14 protein-coding genes and 1 pseudogene are annotated in these 16,307 nt (G+C 71.1%); 9 read left to right on the top strand and 6 right to left on the bottom strand.

The window, feature by feature from the left end:
• Positions 1-140 precede the first annotated feature (140 nt).
• On the top strand, positions 141-356 hold the full coding sequence (locus PV963_RS03335) for a hypothetical protein (RefSeq protein WP_274814049.1): 216 nt from the start codon (positions 141-143) through the stop codon (positions 354-356).
• Between the two features lie 76 nt (positions 357-432).
• Positions 433-1,317 (top strand): acyl-CoA thioesterase, encoded by an 885-nt coding sequence (locus PV963_RS03330; protein ID WP_274814048.1) that lies wholly within the window; start codon positions 433-435, stop codon positions 1,315-1,317.
• A gap of 11 nt (positions 1,318-1,328) precedes the next feature.
• Here PV963_RS03330 and PV963_RS03325 read toward each other — a convergent pair whose 3' ends face one another.
• The 4 genes from PV963_RS03325 to PV963_RS03310 all read right to left on the bottom strand — a co-directional run bounded on the left by PV963_RS03325 (position 1,329) and on the right by PV963_RS03310 (position 5,991).
• Positions 1,329-2,645, bottom strand: coding sequence for an aldehyde dehydrogenase family protein (locus tag PV963_RS03325; protein ID WP_274814047.1), 1,317 nt, complete (start codon positions 2,643-2,645; stop codon positions 1,329-1,331).
• Positions 2,646-2,728: 83 nt separating this feature from the next.
• Positions 2,729-3,433, bottom strand: coding sequence for a type 1 glutamine amidotransferase domain-containing protein (locus PV963_RS03320; protein ID WP_274814046.1), 705 nt, complete (start codon positions 3,431-3,433; stop codon positions 2,729-2,731).
• An 88-nt stretch (positions 3,434-3,521) separates the two neighbouring features.
• Positions 3,522-4,448 (bottom strand): NADP-dependent oxidoreductase, encoded by a 927-nt coding sequence (locus PV963_RS03315; RefSeq protein WP_274814045.1) that lies wholly within the window; start codon positions 4,446-4,448, stop codon positions 3,522-3,524.
• 55 nt (positions 4,449-4,503) lie between these two features.
• Positions 4,504-5,991 carry an MFS transporter gene (locus PV963_RS03310; protein WP_274814044.1) on the bottom strand — a complete coding sequence of 496 codons (1,488 nt, stop codon included), beginning with the start codon at positions 5,989-5,991 and terminating at the stop codon, positions 4,504-4,506.
• A 154-nt stretch (positions 5,992-6,145) separates the two neighbouring features.
• On the opposite strand from PV963_RS03310, the gene PV963_RS03305 reads away from it, so the two are divergent.
• Positions 6,146-6,622: a MarR family winged helix-turn-helix transcriptional regulator gene (locus PV963_RS03305; RefSeq protein WP_342456362.1), complete on the top strand. Its 477-nt coding sequence runs from the start codon at positions 6,146-6,148 to the stop codon at positions 6,620-6,622.
• 51 nt (positions 6,623-6,673) lie between these two features.
• Here PV963_RS03305 and PV963_RS03300 read toward each other — a convergent pair whose 3' ends face one another.
• Both PV963_RS03300 and PV963_RS03295 read right to left on the bottom strand, forming a co-directional pair.
• A complete protein-coding gene (locus tag PV963_RS03300; RefSeq protein WP_274814043.1) occupies positions 6,674-7,303 on the bottom strand; it encodes a TetR/AcrR family transcriptional regulator in 630 nt (209 codons plus the stop codon).
• A complete protein-coding gene (locus tag PV963_RS03295) occupies positions 7,300-8,595 on the bottom strand; it encodes a PucR family transcriptional regulator (protein ID WP_274814042.1) in 1,296 nt (431 codons plus the stop codon). The genes PV963_RS03300 and PV963_RS03295 overlap by 4 nt, the downstream gene beginning before the upstream one ends.
• A gap of 188 nt (positions 8,596-8,783) precedes the next feature.
• On the opposite strand from PV963_RS03295, the gene PV963_RS03290 reads away from it, so the two are divergent.
• The 6 genes and pseudogenes from PV963_RS03290 to PV963_RS03265 all read left to right on the top strand — a co-directional run bounded on the left by PV963_RS03290 (position 8,784) and on the right by PV963_RS03265 (position 16,248).
• Positions 8,784-9,542 carry an ABC transporter ATP-binding protein gene (locus tag PV963_RS03290; protein WP_274814041.1) on the top strand — a complete coding sequence of 253 codons (759 nt, stop codon included), beginning with the start codon at positions 8,784-8,786 and terminating at the stop codon, positions 9,540-9,542.
• Positions 9,539-10,348 (top strand): ABC transporter ATP-binding protein, encoded by an 810-nt coding sequence (locus tag PV963_RS03285; protein WP_274814040.1) that lies wholly within the window; start codon positions 9,539-9,541, stop codon positions 10,346-10,348. The genes PV963_RS03290 and PV963_RS03285 overlap by 4 nt, the downstream gene beginning before the upstream one ends.
• Positions 10,345-11,235 carry a branched-chain amino acid ABC transporter permease gene (locus PV963_RS03280; RefSeq protein ID WP_274814039.1) on the top strand — a complete coding sequence of 297 codons (891 nt, stop codon included), beginning with the start codon at positions 10,345-10,347 and terminating at the stop codon, positions 11,233-11,235. The genes PV963_RS03285 and PV963_RS03280 overlap by 4 nt, the downstream gene beginning before the upstream one ends.
• A pseudogene (locus PV963_RS43910) lies at positions 11,232-12,086 on the top strand (branched-chain amino acid ABC transporter permease); the annotation flags it as partial. The gene PV963_RS03280 and the pseudogene PV963_RS43910, both read left to right, overlap by 4 nt.
• Before the next feature lie 265 nt (positions 12,087-12,351).
• Complete coding sequence (locus PV963_RS03270; RefSeq protein ID WP_274814037.1) at positions 12,352-13,629, top strand: ABC transporter substrate-binding protein; 1,278 nt, start codon at positions 12,352-12,354, stop codon at positions 13,627-13,629.
• 198 nt (positions 13,630-13,827) lie between these two features.
• Positions 13,828-16,248, top strand: a complete 2,421-nt coding sequence (locus PV963_RS03265; protein WP_274814036.1) for a SpoIIE family protein phosphatase — start codon at positions 13,828-13,830, stop codon at positions 16,246-16,248.
• The last annotated feature ends 59 nt before the right edge of the window (positions 16,249-16,307 follow it).

The following is a 16,307-nucleotide window of genomic DNA, read 5'->3' as shown; positions in this document are numbered from 1 at the left end:
CTCGACTGGGAGCTGTCGACGCTGGGGATCCGCTGGCGGACCTGGGCAGCCTGCTGGCCTACTGGCCGGCCAAGGGCGAGGACACCTCGGGCGACTTCGTCGCGACCGCTCTCGACGGCTTCCCGCCCCGCGAGGAACTCGTGGCGGCCTACTCGGCGGCGTCCGGACGCGACCTGGCGGCGCTGGGCTACTGGCACGTGATGGGACTGTGGAAGGTCGCGATCATCGCGGAGGGCGTCATGCGCCGCGCGATGGAGGAACCGCGGAACAAGGCCGCGTCCGGGACCCCGACCGCGGAGCGCATCGACGCACTGGTGACGAAGGCCCACGAAGTCGCGGACACGGCAGGTATCTGAACCGATCGCCTTGACACAGGACTTCGACACCCACGCTCAGAGGAAAGAAGCAGTGGCGAGTGAGAGGAGCCGAAGCATGGCCGGCCTGCCAGAGGTCCTGGCCTTGGACGAGATCGGGCCGGACCTGTTCCGGTCCGGCCCGATCCCCAGCGAGTGGGCGCGGACGTTCGGTGGCCAGATCGCCGCCCAGTCGCTGATGTCCGCGGCGCGCACCCTCGACCGGTCGTACTCGGCTCACTCGCTGCACGGGTACTTCCTGCGGCCCGGCCGTCCGCACGAGCCGACCGACCACCTGGTCGAGCGGATCCGCGACGGTGGCAGCTTCTGCACCCGCCGGGTGACCGCTGTCCAGGCGGGGGAGGCGATCTTCACGGTGACGGCGTCGTTCCATCGTGGGGACGAAGGGTTCTCTCACCAGGTGGACATGCCGGCGGTGCCGGCACCTGACGACATCCCGGAGTCCGACCGCATCAATGGCTGGGGCATGCCGCGGCCCGCGGAATGGCGCCACTGGGAGATGCGCTGGGTGCCCGGGGGCGAGATCGGCCACGTCCCGGGGGCGCCGGCCTGCCAGCGGGTGTGGATCCGGTACGGACGTCCGCTGCCGGACGACGCAGCCGTCCACGCCTGCGCACTGACCTATCTCAGCGACATGGCGCTGCTGGGCTCCGCCCGGCTGCCACATCCCCCCACCGCCGTACAGGGTGCGTCGCTGGACCATTCGCTGTGGTTCCTGCGTTCCTTCCGCGCGGACGAGTGGCTGCTGTACGACCAGGTCTCCCCGTCGGCCGAGCACGGCCGGGCGCTCACCCGTGGAAGGCTGTTCGACACGGGCGGGCGTCTGGTGGCCGCCGTCGCGCAGGAGGGCCTCATGCGCTACGACCGGCCCCGGCCGGTGGAGGGCGGCGACGGGGAAGCGTCCCTGCCGCCGCCCGCTCCAGCTGTCCCCGACCTGCGTTGACCACCCGTTCGTCACAGGGGCTCGGCGAGGACGGCTTTGCGGTGGCTGAAGGTCTCGATGGAGTAGCGGCCGTGGTAGCTGCCCATGCCGCTCTCCCCGACGCCCCCGAACGGCAGGTCGGAGATGGTGAGATGGGCCAGCGGCAGGCCGAACCCGAGGCCGCCCGAGGAGGTTTCGGCGGCAAGCCGCTCCCGGGTGGTGTCGGAGTCGGTGAACGCGTACAGGGCCAGCGGCTTGTCGCGGTCGTTGATGAAGTCGATGGCCTCGTCGAGCCCGGCCACCTCGACGACGGGGAGGATCGGGCCGAAGATCTCCTCCTGCATGACGGGTGCGTCCGGTGACACCTCGGCCAGGACGGTCGGCGCGATGTACTTCGTCTCGCGGTCGTACGCGCCGCCGGTGACCTGACGGCCGGAGTCCAGGAGAGCGGTCAGCCGGTCGAAGTGGCGTTCGTTGACGATACGGCCGTACTCCGGGGAGGCGGCGGGGTCGGACCCGTACAGCCCCTCGATGGCCTTGGCCAGGGCGGCTTCCAGAGCACGCGCGGTCTCGGGGTCGGTGAGGACGTAGTCGGGCGCGACGCAGGTCTGCCCGGCGTTGAGGAACTTCCCGGCCGCGAGGCGGGCGGCGACGGTGTCCAGGTCGGTGCCCCGGTCCACGAACGCCGGGGACTTGCCGCCCAGTTCGAGGGTGACGGGCGTGAGGTGCCGGGCGGCCGCGGACATCACGATGCGGCCGACCGTGCCGTTGCCGGTGTAGAGGATGTGGTCGAAGCGCTGCTCGAGCAGGGCCGTGGTCTCCGGGACCCCGCCTTCGACCACGGCGACCGCGTCGGTGTCGAGGTACTGCGGCACGAGGCGGGCGAGGGCGGCGGAGGTGGCCGGGGCCAGTTCGCTGGGCTTTGCGACCACCGCGTTGCCCGCGGCCAGGGCACCGGCCACCGGGGCCAGCAGTAGCTGCGCCGGGTAGTTCCAGGGGGCGATGACCAGTACGACCCCCAGCGGGTCGTACTGCGTCCAGGCACTCGCCTCGCCGATGAACGCGGGGACGGGGGCCGGTTCGGGGCGCAGCCACTCGTCGAGATGCTCCAGGGTGTGGTCGATCTCGCGTATGACGAAGTCGATCTCCGTGCGGTAAGCCTCGGCGGAGCTCTTTCCCAAATCGGCGTGGAGCGCCGCGGCGAAGGTCTCCCCCTGCTCGGTGAGCAGGGCACGCATCCGGTTCAGCTGCTCGGTGCGCCAGGCCACGGGCTTGGTCCTGCCGGCGCGGAAGGTGGCGCGCAACCGGGCGACGAGCTCGGCGGGCTGCTCGGGCGCGGGGTTGTTCATGGTTCCCTCACAGGTGCGGTATGTGGACGGGGGCGTTGTCGCCGCGCCGCGGGGCAGCCCGGGCGCCGGCGCCGACAGGGGGATCAGCCGCGCTTCAAGGCGTCGATGAGGTTCCGGGCGAGCCGCGCCGAGGAGGCGGGGTTCTGACCGGTGTGCAGATTGCGGTCCGCCACGACGTGCTCGCTGAACGGGGCCGCGGCCTGGAAGTCGGCCCCCAGTTCCACCAGGCGGTCCTCGAGCAGCCACTTGGCCTTGTCGGCGAAGCCGGCTGCGGTCTCCTCGGTGTTGGTGAAGCCGGTCATGCGGAAACCGGCGAACGGCCAGCTGCCGTCCTCGCGCCGGGCGGCGAGCAGGGCCGCCGGGGCGTGGCACAGCACCGCGAGCGGCTTGCCGGAGTCCAGCGCCGCGGTGAGCAGGCGGCCGGAGCCGGCGTCCACGGCGAGGTCCTCCATGGGGCCGTGGCCACCGGGGTAGAGGACGGCGGCGTACGCGTCGAGGTCGACCTCTTCGAGCTTGACGGGGTTCTCCAGGTCGGCGCGGATGGCAGCCAGGTACGCGGCGATGGCATCGGACTGCTCCGCGCCGCCGGTGGACTCGGCGGCGAGGCTGACGGCGTCGACGGTCGGAGCCACGCCGCCGGGTGTGGCGATGGTGACGTCGAACCCTGCCTCGCGGAACAGCCGGTGCGGAGTGGCGAGTTCCTCGGCCCAGTAGCCGGTGGGGTGGAGGGTGCCGTCGGCGAGCGTCCAGTGGTCGGCGCCGGTGACGACGAACAGAACTGCGGTCACAACTGTCTCCTTCAATGTGCGCGCGGGTCGCGCGGTGGTGGGGGTGTCCGGCGGGGTGCCGGCCGGTGGGGCGGCGGCGAACGGTGGATCAGGCGACGGTGATGATGATCTTGCCGCGGGTGTGGCCCTCGCGGCTGAGGCGCTGGGCGTCGGCGGCCTGCTCCAAGGGGAACGCGGCGGCCACGTCCACCCGCAGCTCCCCGCGCTCGGCGAGTTCGGTGAGAGCCTCCAGGTCCCGGGCGTCGGGTCGCACGAAGACGTACCCGCCGCCGAGGCCGAGCACGGCGCCGTCCACAGCCGAGGCCAGGCGGCCGCCCTCGGCGAGCAGCCCTGGCGAGACCTTCAGGGCGTCCCCGCCGACGAGGTCGAGTACGGCATCCACGCCCTGCGGCGCGAGGGCGTGGACACGGTCGGTGAGGCCCTCGCCGTAGACGACCGGCTCCGCTCCCAGCCCTCGCAGGTAGGCGTGGTTGTACTCACTGGCGGTGCCGATGACACGGGCGCCGAGCGACCTGGCGATCTGTACGGCCAGAGAGCCGACGCCACCCGCCGCGGCGTGCACCAGCACGGTGTCGCCGGCCCGCACCCGCAGGGAGCGTGTCAGTGCCTGGTATGCGGTGAGGCCGGCCAGCGGAAGGCCGGCGGCCTCCTCGAAGGAGAGGCCGGCGGGCTTGCGGGCGAGCGTACGGACCGGGGCGGCGACGTACTCGGCGAAGGTCCCGCGGGAGACGAAGTCCTCACGGACGTAGCCGATCACCTCGTCGCCCGGAGCGAACTCGGTGACTCCGACGCCGGTCTCCTCGACGACGCCCGCCACGTCCCAGCCGGGGATGACGGGGAAGACGGCGTCCATGACGGCGTCCAGGTACCCCGCCTGGATCTTCCAGTCGACCGGGTTGACGGCGGCGGCCTTCACACGGACCAGCACGGTGTCCACGCCGAGCTTCGGGTTTGGTACATCGCCGTACTCCAGGACCTCAGGGCCGCCGTAGGTGCGGTAAGTGATGGCCTTCATGGGGGTGACTCCTTGTGTAGTGGTGGTGCGGTGGTGCGGACAGCGGTGGGGCTCGTCAGGCAGCGGTCGTGGCAGCGGCCGGCCCCGTCGCGGGCTGGTGTTCCGTACGGGGCGCCTGCTGTCCCCGCTCGAGGCCGACCAGCGAGAGGGCCAGGACGAACGCGAAGGCGACACCGGCCAGGGTGAAGCTCAGGGTGAACTGGCTCTCGGCAGGCAGTGGTGGCACTCCGGCCGGAAGGTTCTCGATGGTTCTGGAGGCGAGCAGCGAGGTGATCAGCGCACTGCCGATCGCGCTGCCGACGGACCGGGAGATGGAATTGATGCCGTTGGCGATGCCGGTCTGGTGGGGCGGCACCCCCGCGACGATGAGGGCGGGCATGGCGGCGTACCCGAGGCTGATGGCTGTGCCGACAGCCATGCCGGCGCCGATGACCGAAGGGGTGGAGGAGTGTGCGGCGGCCAGCCACGCGAAGCCGACGATGCCGATCACCGCGCCGAGGGCGAGGGTGAGGCGTGGTCCGATCCTGCGGATCAGCACGCCACCGAACTGGGAGACGACGAGCGACGCGATCGTGCTGGGCAGCAGGTATGCGACGGAGGCGCGGAGCACGGAGGCGCCGAAGCCGTAGCCCGCGATGTCCCTGGGCACCTGCGCCAGGTAGGAGACGCCGAGGAACTGGGCGAACATCCCGAATCCCACGAAGAGGCCCGCGAGGTTGCTGAAGAGCACCGGGCGGTGCAGGAGCATCTTCATGTCGACCATGGGTTCGCGGACGCGGTTCTCGGTGAAGCTCCAGACTCCGGCCATGAGGACCGCTCCGGCGAAGCTGCCCAGAGTAGGGGCGGAGGTCCAGCCCCACTCGTGCCCCTGGGAGATCGGCAGCAGCAGGAGAACCAGGAAGAGGCCGAGGGTGAGGGCGCCGAGCAGGTCGGTGCGTCCGCCGGTCTTGGTGCGGCTCGCCGGTACGAGGAGGAGGACGGTGAGCAGGGTGACCACTGCGAGGCCGGTGGCCAGCCAGAAGACGTGGTGGTAGTCGGCGTTGTCGCCGCGGGTGAGCAGGCCGGTGGTGACCAGTGCGAAACCGCTGCCGAACGCCAGGGTGCCGCTGACCAGCGCCATCGCTCCCGGCAGACGGCGGGCGGGGATCTCCTCGCGGAGCACCGACAGGGCGAGCGGGAAGATCGCGGTGGCGGCTCCCTGCAGCACCCGGCCGACGATCAGCCAGAGCAGCGAGTCGGTCGTGGCGGCCAGGACCGAGCCGACGATCATCACCGCCAGCACGCCGGTGAGGGTCGGCTTCTTGCCGTGCTGGTCGCCGAAGCGGCCGAGCAGCGGGGTGAAGACGGCTGCCGAGAGCAGGGTCGCGGTGGTGACCCAGCTGACCTCGGCGGAGCTGGCGCCGAGGCTGTTCTGGATCAGGCCGAGGATCGGCACCACCAGTGTCTGCATCATCGACACGATCATCGCGGCGAGGCTCAGGGCAAGGACCACTGCGGTCTCGGCGCGCTGTCGGCCATGCGGCGGAGTAAGAGGTTGGGACACGGGTGCTTTCTCCGGTGCGGGGCGGGGCGTTGTGGCGGGAGCCCGACGGGGGACTGGTCGGCAGTTAGATGCTTGATGCAGCCAAGTAATGACGGAGACGGTAAACCTCGAAGGTTGATGAAGTCAAACGTTGAGATTCGCCTACACTTGAGGCATGGCCCACACCTCCGCCCCGCCCGCCGCACGCTCCGCTGCGCAGGACAGTGACCCCGACCACGACGCACTCATGGAGCGCTTGGCACGCGCTGCTGCCGGTTACTACCGGGACCTGACTGCGGCGGCCGCACTGCACGGGCTCACCATGACGCAGGCCAAGATGCTCATCCTGCTCCGGCGGCAACCGCTGCCCATGCGCGCCCTCGCGGGGCGGCTGGCCTGCGACGCCTCCAACATCACCGGACTCGTCGACCGGCTGGAGGCGCGTGGACTGGTCTCCAGGCGCGCCGACGCGGCCGACCGGCGGATCAAGAACGTGGTCGCCACCGAAGAGGGACGGGAGGCAGTCCGCCTCATCCGCGCCGACATGCGGGGCACCTCGGAAGCCTTCGAGCGTCTGGACGAGGAGGGGCGCCGCAGTCTCTACGAGCTACTGGGGCGCCTGCACCCCGAGTACACGCAGGAGACCACCTGATCGAGGCCGCAGCGCCGACCGCTGCGTCGGACTGCACCGGCGCCGGGCGTTTCAGCCGGGCGGTGCAGACAGGTGGATCAGGATGCCGCACACCTCGTCGACGATCTCCTGGGCCTCCGTCTCGTCGCCGCAGTCGCCCAGCTCGCGTGCCGCCCCGCCGATCACGGTGGTGAGCACTCTCACCCGCACCCGGCCGGCACGTCGCTTCTCGTCCACCTCCAGGAGCCGGGCGTTGCGCCGTACCCACGCGCGGTCCCACTGTCGGCGCAGCGCGTCGAAGCCCGTGGGGCCGTCATCCTCCACGAGGAGTCTGCCGAACCGCCGGTTGTCCCACGCGCCCTCCAGGTACGCCCTGGCTCCCGCCACGAAAAGGGCGATGGGGTCGTCCACGCCACGGCCTCGCTCGGCGGTCAGCGTGGCCGCGGTCCGGCGCTCCTGTGCCTCCCGGAACTCCTCCCACAGAGCGAGGTAGAGCCCTCGCTTTCCGCCGTAGTGCTGGAAGAGGCTGCCCACCGGGATGCCTGAGCGCGCCGCGATCTCGGCGAGACCGGCGTCGGCGTAACCGCGCTCGGTGAACACCTCCAGGGCGGCGTCCAGAAGCGCACTCCGGACCGTGCCCCCCTGCTTGTCCGGCAGCTGACGTGCCGCCTCGGTCCCCGCGGACTCCACGATGCCGCTCACTGGTGATCCCCACCTTCCCCGGCCCCGTCGCGGATGGCGAGGGCGACCAGCAGTTCCAGGAGGTCGGCGATCCGGCGCGGATTGCGCCCCGTGCGTTCCTCGATCCGGCGCAACCGGTAGTGCGCCGTGTTGTGGTGTATCCGCAGCCGGTCGGCGGCCAGCCGCAGGTTGAGGTCGGCCTCCGCGAAGGCCCGTACGGTGGCCGCCAGCGTGTCGCCACGTCTGCGGTCCTCCTCAAGCAGCGCACGCACGCGGGGATCGACCAGCTGGCGGGCGAGGTCGTCGGCGCGCAGCGCCAGGTAGTCGAAGGGGGACAGGCGCGGCAGTGCCGCCACTCCGCCCCCGCTCGGCACGATGTCGAGGGCGGCCCGTGCCTCCTCGTAGGCGCGCGGCAGTTCGCCGGCGCCCTCGGCGACTGTGCTGATGCCCATGGAGAGCATGGTTCCCTCTCGCGCGAGCCGCCGCTGCACCGCCTCGAAGTGGGTACAGATGTCCTCCGCGTCCATGCCGGTGCGGACCACCGGCACGGCCACCACCTCGCCGTGGCGCACGACGACCAGGGTCCGGCCGGCCCAGGGCCCGGCGATGCCGATGGACGCGCTGGTCGCGTAGCCGTGCTCGGCCGAGGTGAGGTCGCCGGTGCGCGTGTCGCCGACGCACACCGCCACGACCGCCATCATCGGCGAGTGCGGCCCGATGCCGTACGCCTGCGCCGCGGCGAGCAGCGGACCGCGCGCCGGTGCCGCGCCGGCCAGGAGCTGGTCCAGGAGATCCCGGCGCTCACGGTCCGCGTCGGCGACCACGTGCTGCTGGTACTCGACATAGGCCTGCGCGGCATGGGTGCTGGCGAAGTCGACGTACCGCATCAGCGGTGTGACGAGGGACAGCGCGGCCTGCTGTGCCTCGGCGGACGTGCCCGCGCAGTCCAGCAGCACGTCCCACAACACCTGCCGGCCGACCCGGAAGGCACTGATCCAGTCCTCGAGGGCGAACCCCGCGCGTGCTCTGCGCATGGCTGCCGCGCGGCTGAAGACCAGGTCTTCGGGGGCGATGTCCCGGCCGCCGGCCAGCGCCGCCAGCTGCATCCGGTAGTGCGTGAGGACCTGGTCGCGTACGTCGTCGAAGAACCGCTCGTCCTGCAGCGCGTAGGACGGGATCTCCGTGCGCATGACCGCGACAGCGGTCTTCGCCACGTCCTCGAGCCGGTCCTGGACGGCGTGCAGGATCCGGTGCCGCTCCCGGCTGAGCGGGTCGGAGAGTGCGGGGGCGCCCAGGGCGGGTCCGCGAGACATGGCGCCGATCGTCGCCGCCCCCCTCGTGTCCCGTCAACAGGCTCGGCGGGCGACATACCGGGGGAGCTGGGCGCGGCGCACAAGTCGGTGGCCACGAAGTTGGGTGCTCGCACCCAATGTGCGCTCGGAAGGCCCCCACCTACTGTGACGCTCGCCCACCCCCCAGCACCTCGGAAGGGGCGTCACTCATGCTCGCGGTCGACGGTATCAGCGTGCGCTTCGGCGGGATCACGGCACTGGACGGTGTCGCGTTCACCGTCGAGCCGGGCACCGCCGTGGGGCTCATCGGACCGAACGGAGCCGGCAAGACCACCTTGTTCAACTGCCTCACCAGGCGCTGCACCCCCGATGCGGGGACGGTGCGGTTCGAGGACGAGGACCTGCTCGCTCTCCCGCCGCACTCCGTGGCCGGGCGCGGCATCGCCCGTACCTTCCAGAACCTGGGTCTGTTCCCGCTGCTCACGGTCCGGGAGAACGTCATGGTCGGCGCCCACAGCCGGGGGCGCACGGGACACCTCGCCGCGGCGCTCCGGTTGCCCCGCGTGCGGCGGGAGGAGAGGGAACTACGTGACCAGGCGGACGACTTGCTACGGCGCCTCGGCCTGGCGGAGGTCGCCGACCACCCCGCCTCCGGGCTGCCGTTCGGCACGCTCAAACGCGTCGAACTCGCCCGGGCGCTCGCGGTACGCCCCCGGCTGCTGTTGCTCGACGAACCCGTCAACGGGCTCAGCCACGGCGAGGTCGGCCACTTCGCGGATCTGGTCCGGTCGGTGCGCGAGGACTTCGACCTCACGCTCGTGGTGGTCGAACACCACATGGGCTTCGTGATGGGCCTGTGCGACAAGGTGGTCTGCCTCGACTTCGGGCGCAAGATCGCCGAGGGCTCGCCGGAGGAGATCCAACGTGACCCGGCGGTCATCGAGGCGTACCTGGGGGTGGCGGCATGACGGAACCCACCACCGACAGCCCCGAAGCCGGGCAGGCGCATGCGGAGCCGGACTTCCTGAAGGTCGCCGGCCTGCATGCCGGATACGGCCAGGCCCGCGTGCTCCAAGGGCTCGACTTCTCCGTCGCACGCGGCGAGGTGTGCGCGATCCTCGGGCCCAACGGCGCCGGCAAGACGACAACACTGCGGGCCCTGTGCGGCATGGTCCGCGGACGCGGCTCGGTGACGTTGAACGGCACGGAGCTGCTGGGCCGCTCGCCCGAGCAGGCCGCCCGTCTCGGCGTGGCGCACGTGCCCGAGGGCCGGGGCACCTTCAACGACCTGACCGTCGAGGAGAACCTGCGCATCGGCGCCCACGTGCGCACCGGGCGGTGGCGGCGGGGCCGCGCCGAACGCGCGGCCGTGGCCGCCGACCTGGAACGGATCTACGACTACTTTCCCAAGCTGCGCCAGCGGTCACGCCAGGCCGCCGGCAGCCTCAGCGGCGGCGAACAGCAGATGCTCGCCATCGGCAGGGCGCTGATGCTGCGGCCCGCCCTGCTGCTCCTGGACGAGCCGTCGCTGGGGCTGGCGCCACTGGTCACGCGCGAGCTGTTCGAGATCGTCCGTGCCGTCAACGAGGAGGAACGCACCACCGTGGTCGTCGTCGAACAGAACGCCCAGCTCGCGCTGGATGTGGCGCACCGGGCGCACGTACTGGAGGCCGGCCGCCTGGTGCTGTCCGGGCCGTCCCGGGAGATCCGCGAGGACGGGCAGGTCGCCGAGGTGTACCTCGGTGTCTCCGTCCGCTCCGGAAAGGACGGGTGAGCGCCGTGACCGAACTGCTCCAGCAAGTGGTGGAAGGGGTCGGCTCCGGCGCTGTCTATGCCAGCCTGGCGCTGGCCCTGGTGCTGATCCACCGGTTCACCGGCATCGTGAACTTCGCCCAGGGTGAGCTCGCCATGATCTCCACGTACGTGGCGTGGCAGCTCGTGGCGTCCGGGATGTCCTTCTGGCTCGCGCTGCCGGTCACCCTGGCGGTGTCCTTCGCCGGCGGCATGCTGGTCGAGCGGATCGTCATCCGTCCCGTGCGGAACGCGCCCGAGCTGACGATGGTCATCGTCACGGTCGGCCTGTTCATCTTCGTCAACGCGATGGCCGGTCTGATCTGGTCGTTCACCGTGAAGGACTTCCCGCAGCCGTTCCCCGACGGCGGGATCGACCTGGCCGGCGTGCGCGTGGACTGGTCGACGCTCGGGATCATCGCGGTGGTGGCCGTCGTGATGGGCCTGCTGTACCTGCTGTTCCAGCACACCTCCAGCGGCCTGGTGATGCGGGCGGTCGCCTGCAACCCCGCCTCCGCCCGGCTGTCGGGCATCAGGGTGGGCCGGGTGCTGATGCTCGGCTGGGGGCTGGCCGCGACAGTCGGCGCCGTGTCGGGCGTGCTCGTCGCCCCGCTGCTGTTCCTCGAGCCCAACATGATGGGCGGGGTGCTGATCTACGCGTTCGCCGCGGCCACCCTCGGAGGCTTCGACAGCCCGGTCGGCGCGGTCGTCGGCGGCCTGTGCGTGGGCGTCGCCGAGACGCTGGCCGGGGCCTACGTGGACGTGGTCGGTGCCGATCTGAAGGTGGGCGTACCCCTGGTGATCATCCTGGCGGTGCTGCTGGTGCGACCCCAGGGCCTGTTCGGACGGGCGGCGGTGGAACGCGCATGAGCACGATCGTCGCAACACTCGGCACCGACCGCGCCCGGCGTCTGCGGGCCGCGCTCACCGCGCTGCTCGTGGCGGCCGTCGCCGTAAGCGCACCGTTCTACTTCGCCCCCTTCCAGGTCTTCCAGCTGACCATGGTGCTGCTGTACGCGGTGGCGCTGGCCGGACTGAATCTGCTGGTCGGATTCGGCGGGCAGATCTCGCTCGGGCACGGCGCGTTCTTCGCGGCAGGGGCCTACACGGCGGCGGTCATGCTCGACCGGTACGACACCGGGCACCTGGCCACGCTGCCGGTCGCGGCCGCCGGATGCTTCCTGCTGGGCCTCGGTTTCGGCGTGCCCGCCCTGCGACTGCGCGGACTGTACCTGGCCCTCGTCACCCTCGCGTTCGCGGTGTTCCTGCCGCCGCTGCTCAAACGGCTCGAACCGGTGACGGGCGGCTCCATGGGCCTGACCGTGGACAAGCTGCAACCGCCCGCGTGGAGCGGGATGGCCGAGGACCAGTGGATGTACTTCGTCGTCCTCGCCGTCACCGCGGTGTCCCTACTGCTCGCCCGCAACCTGCTGCGGTCCCGGGTCGGCCGGGCACTGCTCGCCGTGCGGGACAACGAGAGCGCCGCGGAGGTCATGGGCGTACGGCTGTCGCTGCACAAGACCCTCGCCTTCGCATGGAGCGCGCTGTTCGCGGGTGTCTCCGGGTGCGTCTACACCTGGGTGATCGGCTTCGTCTCACCCGACTCGTTCAGCTTCGTCCTGTCCATCACTCTGCTGGCCGGCCTGGTGGTCGGAGGGCTCGCCTCGCTGTACGGACCGCTGCTGGGAGCGGCCTTCGTGATGTACGTGCCGAGCGTCGCCCAGGACATCAGCGAGGCGGCGCCCGGTGTGGTGTTCGGCCTGCTGATCATCGCGGTGATGTTCGTGGCGCCGACGGGACTGGCCGGTCTGGCGGGCCGTGTCCGGGGCACCGCCGCCCGTCGACTCACCCGTACCACCACCCCCGCCGCCGACGACGACCGGACGTCCGACTCCGAACCCTCCGCGCCCCCACCCCGGCGGATCCCGCCCCTGTCGATGCCGAACCCGTGGGCACACCGCCCCGCACGGAAAGGGAATGAATCACATGCGCAAGAAGACCACTCTGCGGGCGGCCGCGGCCGCGGCCGCCGCCCTGCTCCTCACCACCGCCTGCAACAGCCAGCGCGGGCAGGACGACAAGGACGCGGCCGCCGACGGCGCGTGCCAGGGCCAGCAGACCACCGGCATCACCGACAAGACCATCAAGCTGGGCGGCATCTACCCGCTGTCGGGACCGGCCTCCGCGTACGGCACGATCAGCAAGGGCGTGAGCGCCTACTTCAAGCACGTCAACGACAAGGGCGGCATCGACGGCCGCACGGTCGAGTTCATCGTCCGCGACGACGGCTACCAGCCGCCCAAGGCGGTCGAGGAGGCCCGCAGACTCGTCGAGCAGGAGAAGGTCTTCACCGTCTTCCAGACCCTGGGCACCCCCTCCACGGCCGCCGTGTGGGACTACCTGGACAAGCGGAAGGTGCCGCAGCCTTTCGTCGCCACCGGCGCCTCCGTCTGGGGCACGGACGACAACCACCCGTGGACCACCGGCTGGCAGCCCAACTACATCGCCGAGGCACGCGTGTACGCCAAATACCTCAAGGAGGAGAAGCCGAAGTCCAAGGTCGCCGTCCTCTACCAGAACGACGACTTCGGCAAGGATCTGCTCGGCGGGTTCGAGGCGGCCGTCGCCGGCAGCGGCATCAAGGTGGTCGCCGAGGAGAGCTACGAGGTCACCGACCCCTCGGTCTCGGCGCAGATGACGAGCCTCGCCCGGTCCAAGGCGGATGTGCTGCTCAACATCACCACCCCGAAGTTCGGCAGCCAGGCCCTCGCCGCCGATGCCAAGAACACCAAGTGGAACCCACTCCACATCGTGAACAACGTGTCCTCGTCCGCCACCGTGCTGAAGCCCGTCGGGTTCAAGAACGTCCAGGGCGTGGTCTCGGCGACCTACTTCAAGGACCCCGCCGACCCGCAGTGGGCGGACGACGCGGAGATGAAGACGTACCGGGAAGCGCTGCGCAAGTACGTGCCCGGCTCCGACCCGACCAACCAGTTCAACGCCTACGGCTGGGCCGCCGCCTCCAGCCTGCACAAGGCCCTGGACGCGATGAAGTGCCCGACCAGGGAGGGGCTGCGGGACACGGTGCGCGACCTGAAGGACGTCAAGGTGGACATGCTGCTGCCGGGTGTCACCCTCTCCACCGGGCCCGATGACGCCTTCCCGATCGAGACGATGCAGCTGATGCGGTTCAAGGGCGAGCGGTGGCAGCTGTTCGGCAAGCCGGTGGACACCCGCGAGGAGTTCGGCCCGCCGGCGAAGTGAGCCTGCGGGGCCGGTCCCCAGGGGTCGGTGCCCCAGACCCCTGGGGACCGGCCCCGCCCAGCCCGTCGTAACCCCTCTCGCCCGCCGTGCCGCGCGCCGGACAAGGCCGCGGCCTCTGCCGGGTTTCAATAGGCTTACCGGGTCAGCAGGAGACATCGGCGACCGAGTACGCGGTGGTGTCCAGCGGTGGAGAAGCCGATGACGGAGCTCAGCGAAAGCCACGACGATCCGTTCGCCCCGCACCTCGCTGCCTTGGCGGTGCTCGACGACCGGGGAGTAGTGGTCGGATGGAACCGGCGGGCTCAGGAACTGCTCGGCCATCCGGACACAGCCGTGATCGGTCGTCCGGCGTTCGAGGTGCTGGTCGATCCTCCTGATCTGCCGGCTGTCACCGAGGCCGCGGCGAAGTGCAGGAGAGCCGGTGGCTGGTTCGGCGCGCTCACACTGCGCCACCGCGACGGGCAACTCGTGGAGCTGGGGCTCAGGGCCCATGAGCTGTCACGCGGTGACCGGGGCCGTGAGTGGTTTCTTGCGGGGGCACTCGCGGATGACGTCCTCGAATGGCAAAGGGACCGCGCGGTTCTCGACGGTTTGTACCGCCAGTGCCCGATCGGCCTGGTCGTCCACGGCCCCGACCAGAGGATCCTCCGGGTCAATCGGGCCATCGAACGGTTCAGCGGCGTCCCGGCAGCAGAATTCCGGGGGATGTCCACCGGCCGGATGCTCCTCTCCGACGACGCGCGCAAGGCTGTGGACCGTGTGCGCCAGGTGATGCAGACCGGAAGACCCCTGGTCTACTCCGAGCAGTTCGTTCGCCTGGAGCAGGATCCCGCACGAGAGCGGGTCGCGTTGGTCTCGTCCTTCCGGATGGAGGATCCCTCCGGCCGTGTCCTGGGTGTGGCCGAGATGATCGAGGACATCACCGAACGCCATCGGGCCCAGCGTCGGCTCGCGCTCCTCGACCAGGTGGGCAGCCGTATCGGAACCACGCTCGACGTGGCCGAGACCGCCCGGGAACTGGCCGAAGTGATGGTGCCCCACCTCGCCGACCATGCGTCGGTGGACCTGCTTCAGGCGGTGACGCGCGGTGAGGAACCGACGCGCGCAGTGGCAGGGCCCGTGGTCCGACTGGGGACCTGCAGCGTTGGTGCCCAGCAATCCGGCCCGCCCCACCCCGAGGGCCACCCCGTGGAGTTCGGGCCCGACACACCGCAGGCCGGATGCCTGGCCGAGGGACGGCCCGTCCTGGAGCCGGTTCTGCCGCCCGACTGGGTCTCGGCGGCAGGCCGTCAGGGGGCCCAGGCTCCGGACCTGGGTGCCCACTCCCTGATCGTGGTACCTCTTGCCGCGCGCGGCCTGGTGCTCGGTGTGATGACCCTGTGGCGCTCGCGCCGCCCCGATGCCTTCGAGACGGACGATCTCACCCTCGCTCAGGAACTCGCATCGCGCGCCGCCGTCGCCATCGACAACGCCCGGCGCTTCACCCAGCAGCAGCAGACCGCGTTCACCTTGCAGAGCAGCCTTCTGCCCCGGGCGGTCCCGGACCAGCCGGCCGTCGAGGTGGCCCTGCGGTACCTGCCGGCCAGCGCAGGCCCTGGCCTGGGCGGCGACTGGTTCGACGTCATTCCCCTGTCCGGGGCCCGGGTCGCCCTCGTCGTCGGCGACGTGGTGGGACGCGGCATCCATGCTGCCGCCACCATGGGCCGGCTGCGCACCGCCGTCCATACGCTCGCCAGCCTCGACCTGGAACCGGACGAGGTCCTCTCCCGCCTCGACGACCTGGTCAACCTGCTGGCGGCCGAACAGGAAGCGGTCGGCGAGCGGCCCTTGGGTGAGCAGGTCGTAGGCGCCACGTGCCTGTACGCCGTGTACGACCCGGTCTCCGGACGCTGCTCCGTGGCCCGCGCCGGTCATCCGCCGCCGGTGGTGACCGCTCCGGACGGACAGGTGGCGCTGCTCGACCTGCCCGCCGGCCCACCGCTCGGCCTGGGCGGCCTGCCGTTCGAGGCCCGGGACATCGAACTGGCCGAGGGAAGCCTGCTGTGCCTGTACACCAACGGAATCATCGGCGAGCGCCACATCGATGCCGACGTCGGCCTGACGAAGCTGTGCGCAGCGCTCGCCCGCCCTGCGGGCGCGCTGGAGCGCACCTGCCAAGCGGTGGTCGACGCGCTCGTGCCCTCGCGCCCCAGCGACGACGTCGTACTGCTGATCGCCCGCACCCGCATGCTGCCACCGGACAACGTCGTCTCCTGGCGTCTGCCGCCGGGGCCTGCCAGCGCCGGCCGGGCCAGGGCGTTGGCCTCGGCCAAGCTGAGCGAATGGGGTCTGGAGCACTTGGCGTTCACCACGGAGTTGATCGCCAGCGAACTGGTCACCAACGTCTATCGCTACGCCGGCGGCCCCGCGACCCTACGGCTGATCCGTGAGCAGTGTCTGGTGTGCGAGGTCAGCGACACCAGCCACACCTCACCACACCTGCGCCGCGCCCGTACGACCGACGAGGGCGGGCGCGGCCTGTTCCTGGTGGCCCAGATGACCGAACGCTGGGGTACCCGCTACACCCGCGAGGGCAAGACCGTGTGGACCGAACAACCGCTCACCGGTACGCCCGTCTGACCGTCCGGGCCGCGGCCGGCGCGGGAGGCCGCCTGGAGCCGGCCCGCCCACGCCGCCGT

The sequence above is a fragment of the Streptomyces coeruleorubidus genome, assembly GCF_028885415.1.
Lineage (GTDB): Bacteria > Actinomycetota > Actinomycetes > Streptomycetales > Streptomycetaceae > Streptomyces > Streptomyces coeruleorubidus_A.
The sequence above is the reverse complement of the archived record's forward strand: the minus strand, read 5'-3'. Positions and strand labels throughout refer to the sequence as shown.

Bases quoted from the DNA above. Each gene is read 5' to 3' on its own strand.
- PV963_RS03330 (WP_274814048.1), top strand. From the start codon at position 433: ATGGCCGGCCTGCCAGAGGTCCTGGCCTTGGACGAGATCGGGCCGGAC.
- PV963_RS03325 (WP_274814047.1), bottom strand. From the start codon at position 2,645: ATGAACAACCCCGCGCCCGAGCAGCCCGCCGAGCTCGTCGCCCGGTTG.
- PV963_RS03315 (WP_274814045.1), bottom strand. From the start codon at position 4,448: ATGAAGGCCATCACTTACCGCACCTACGGCGGCCCTGAGGTCCTGGAG.
- PV963_RS03305 (WP_342456362.1), top strand. From the start codon at position 6,146: ATGGCCCACACCTCCGCCCCGCCCGCCGCACGCTCCGCTGCGCAGGAC.
- PV963_RS03295 (WP_274814042.1), bottom strand. From the start codon at position 8,595: ATGTCTCGCGGACCCGCCCTGGGCGCCCCCGCACTCTCCGACCCGCTC.
- PV963_RS03290 (WP_274814041.1), top strand. From the start codon at position 8,784: ATGCTCGCGGTCGACGGTATCAGCGTGCGCTTCGGCGGGATCACGGCA.
- PV963_RS03285 (WP_274814040.1), top strand. From the start codon at position 9,539: ATGACGGAACCCACCACCGACAGCCCCGAAGCCGGGCAGGCGCATGCG.
- PV963_RS03270 (WP_274814037.1), top strand. From the start codon at position 12,352: ATGCGCAAGAAGACCACTCTGCGGGCGGCCGCGGCCGCGGCCGCCGCC.
- PV963_RS03265 (WP_274814036.1), top strand. From the start codon at position 13,828: ATGACGGAGCTCAGCGAAAGCCACGACGATCCGTTCGCCCCGCACCTC.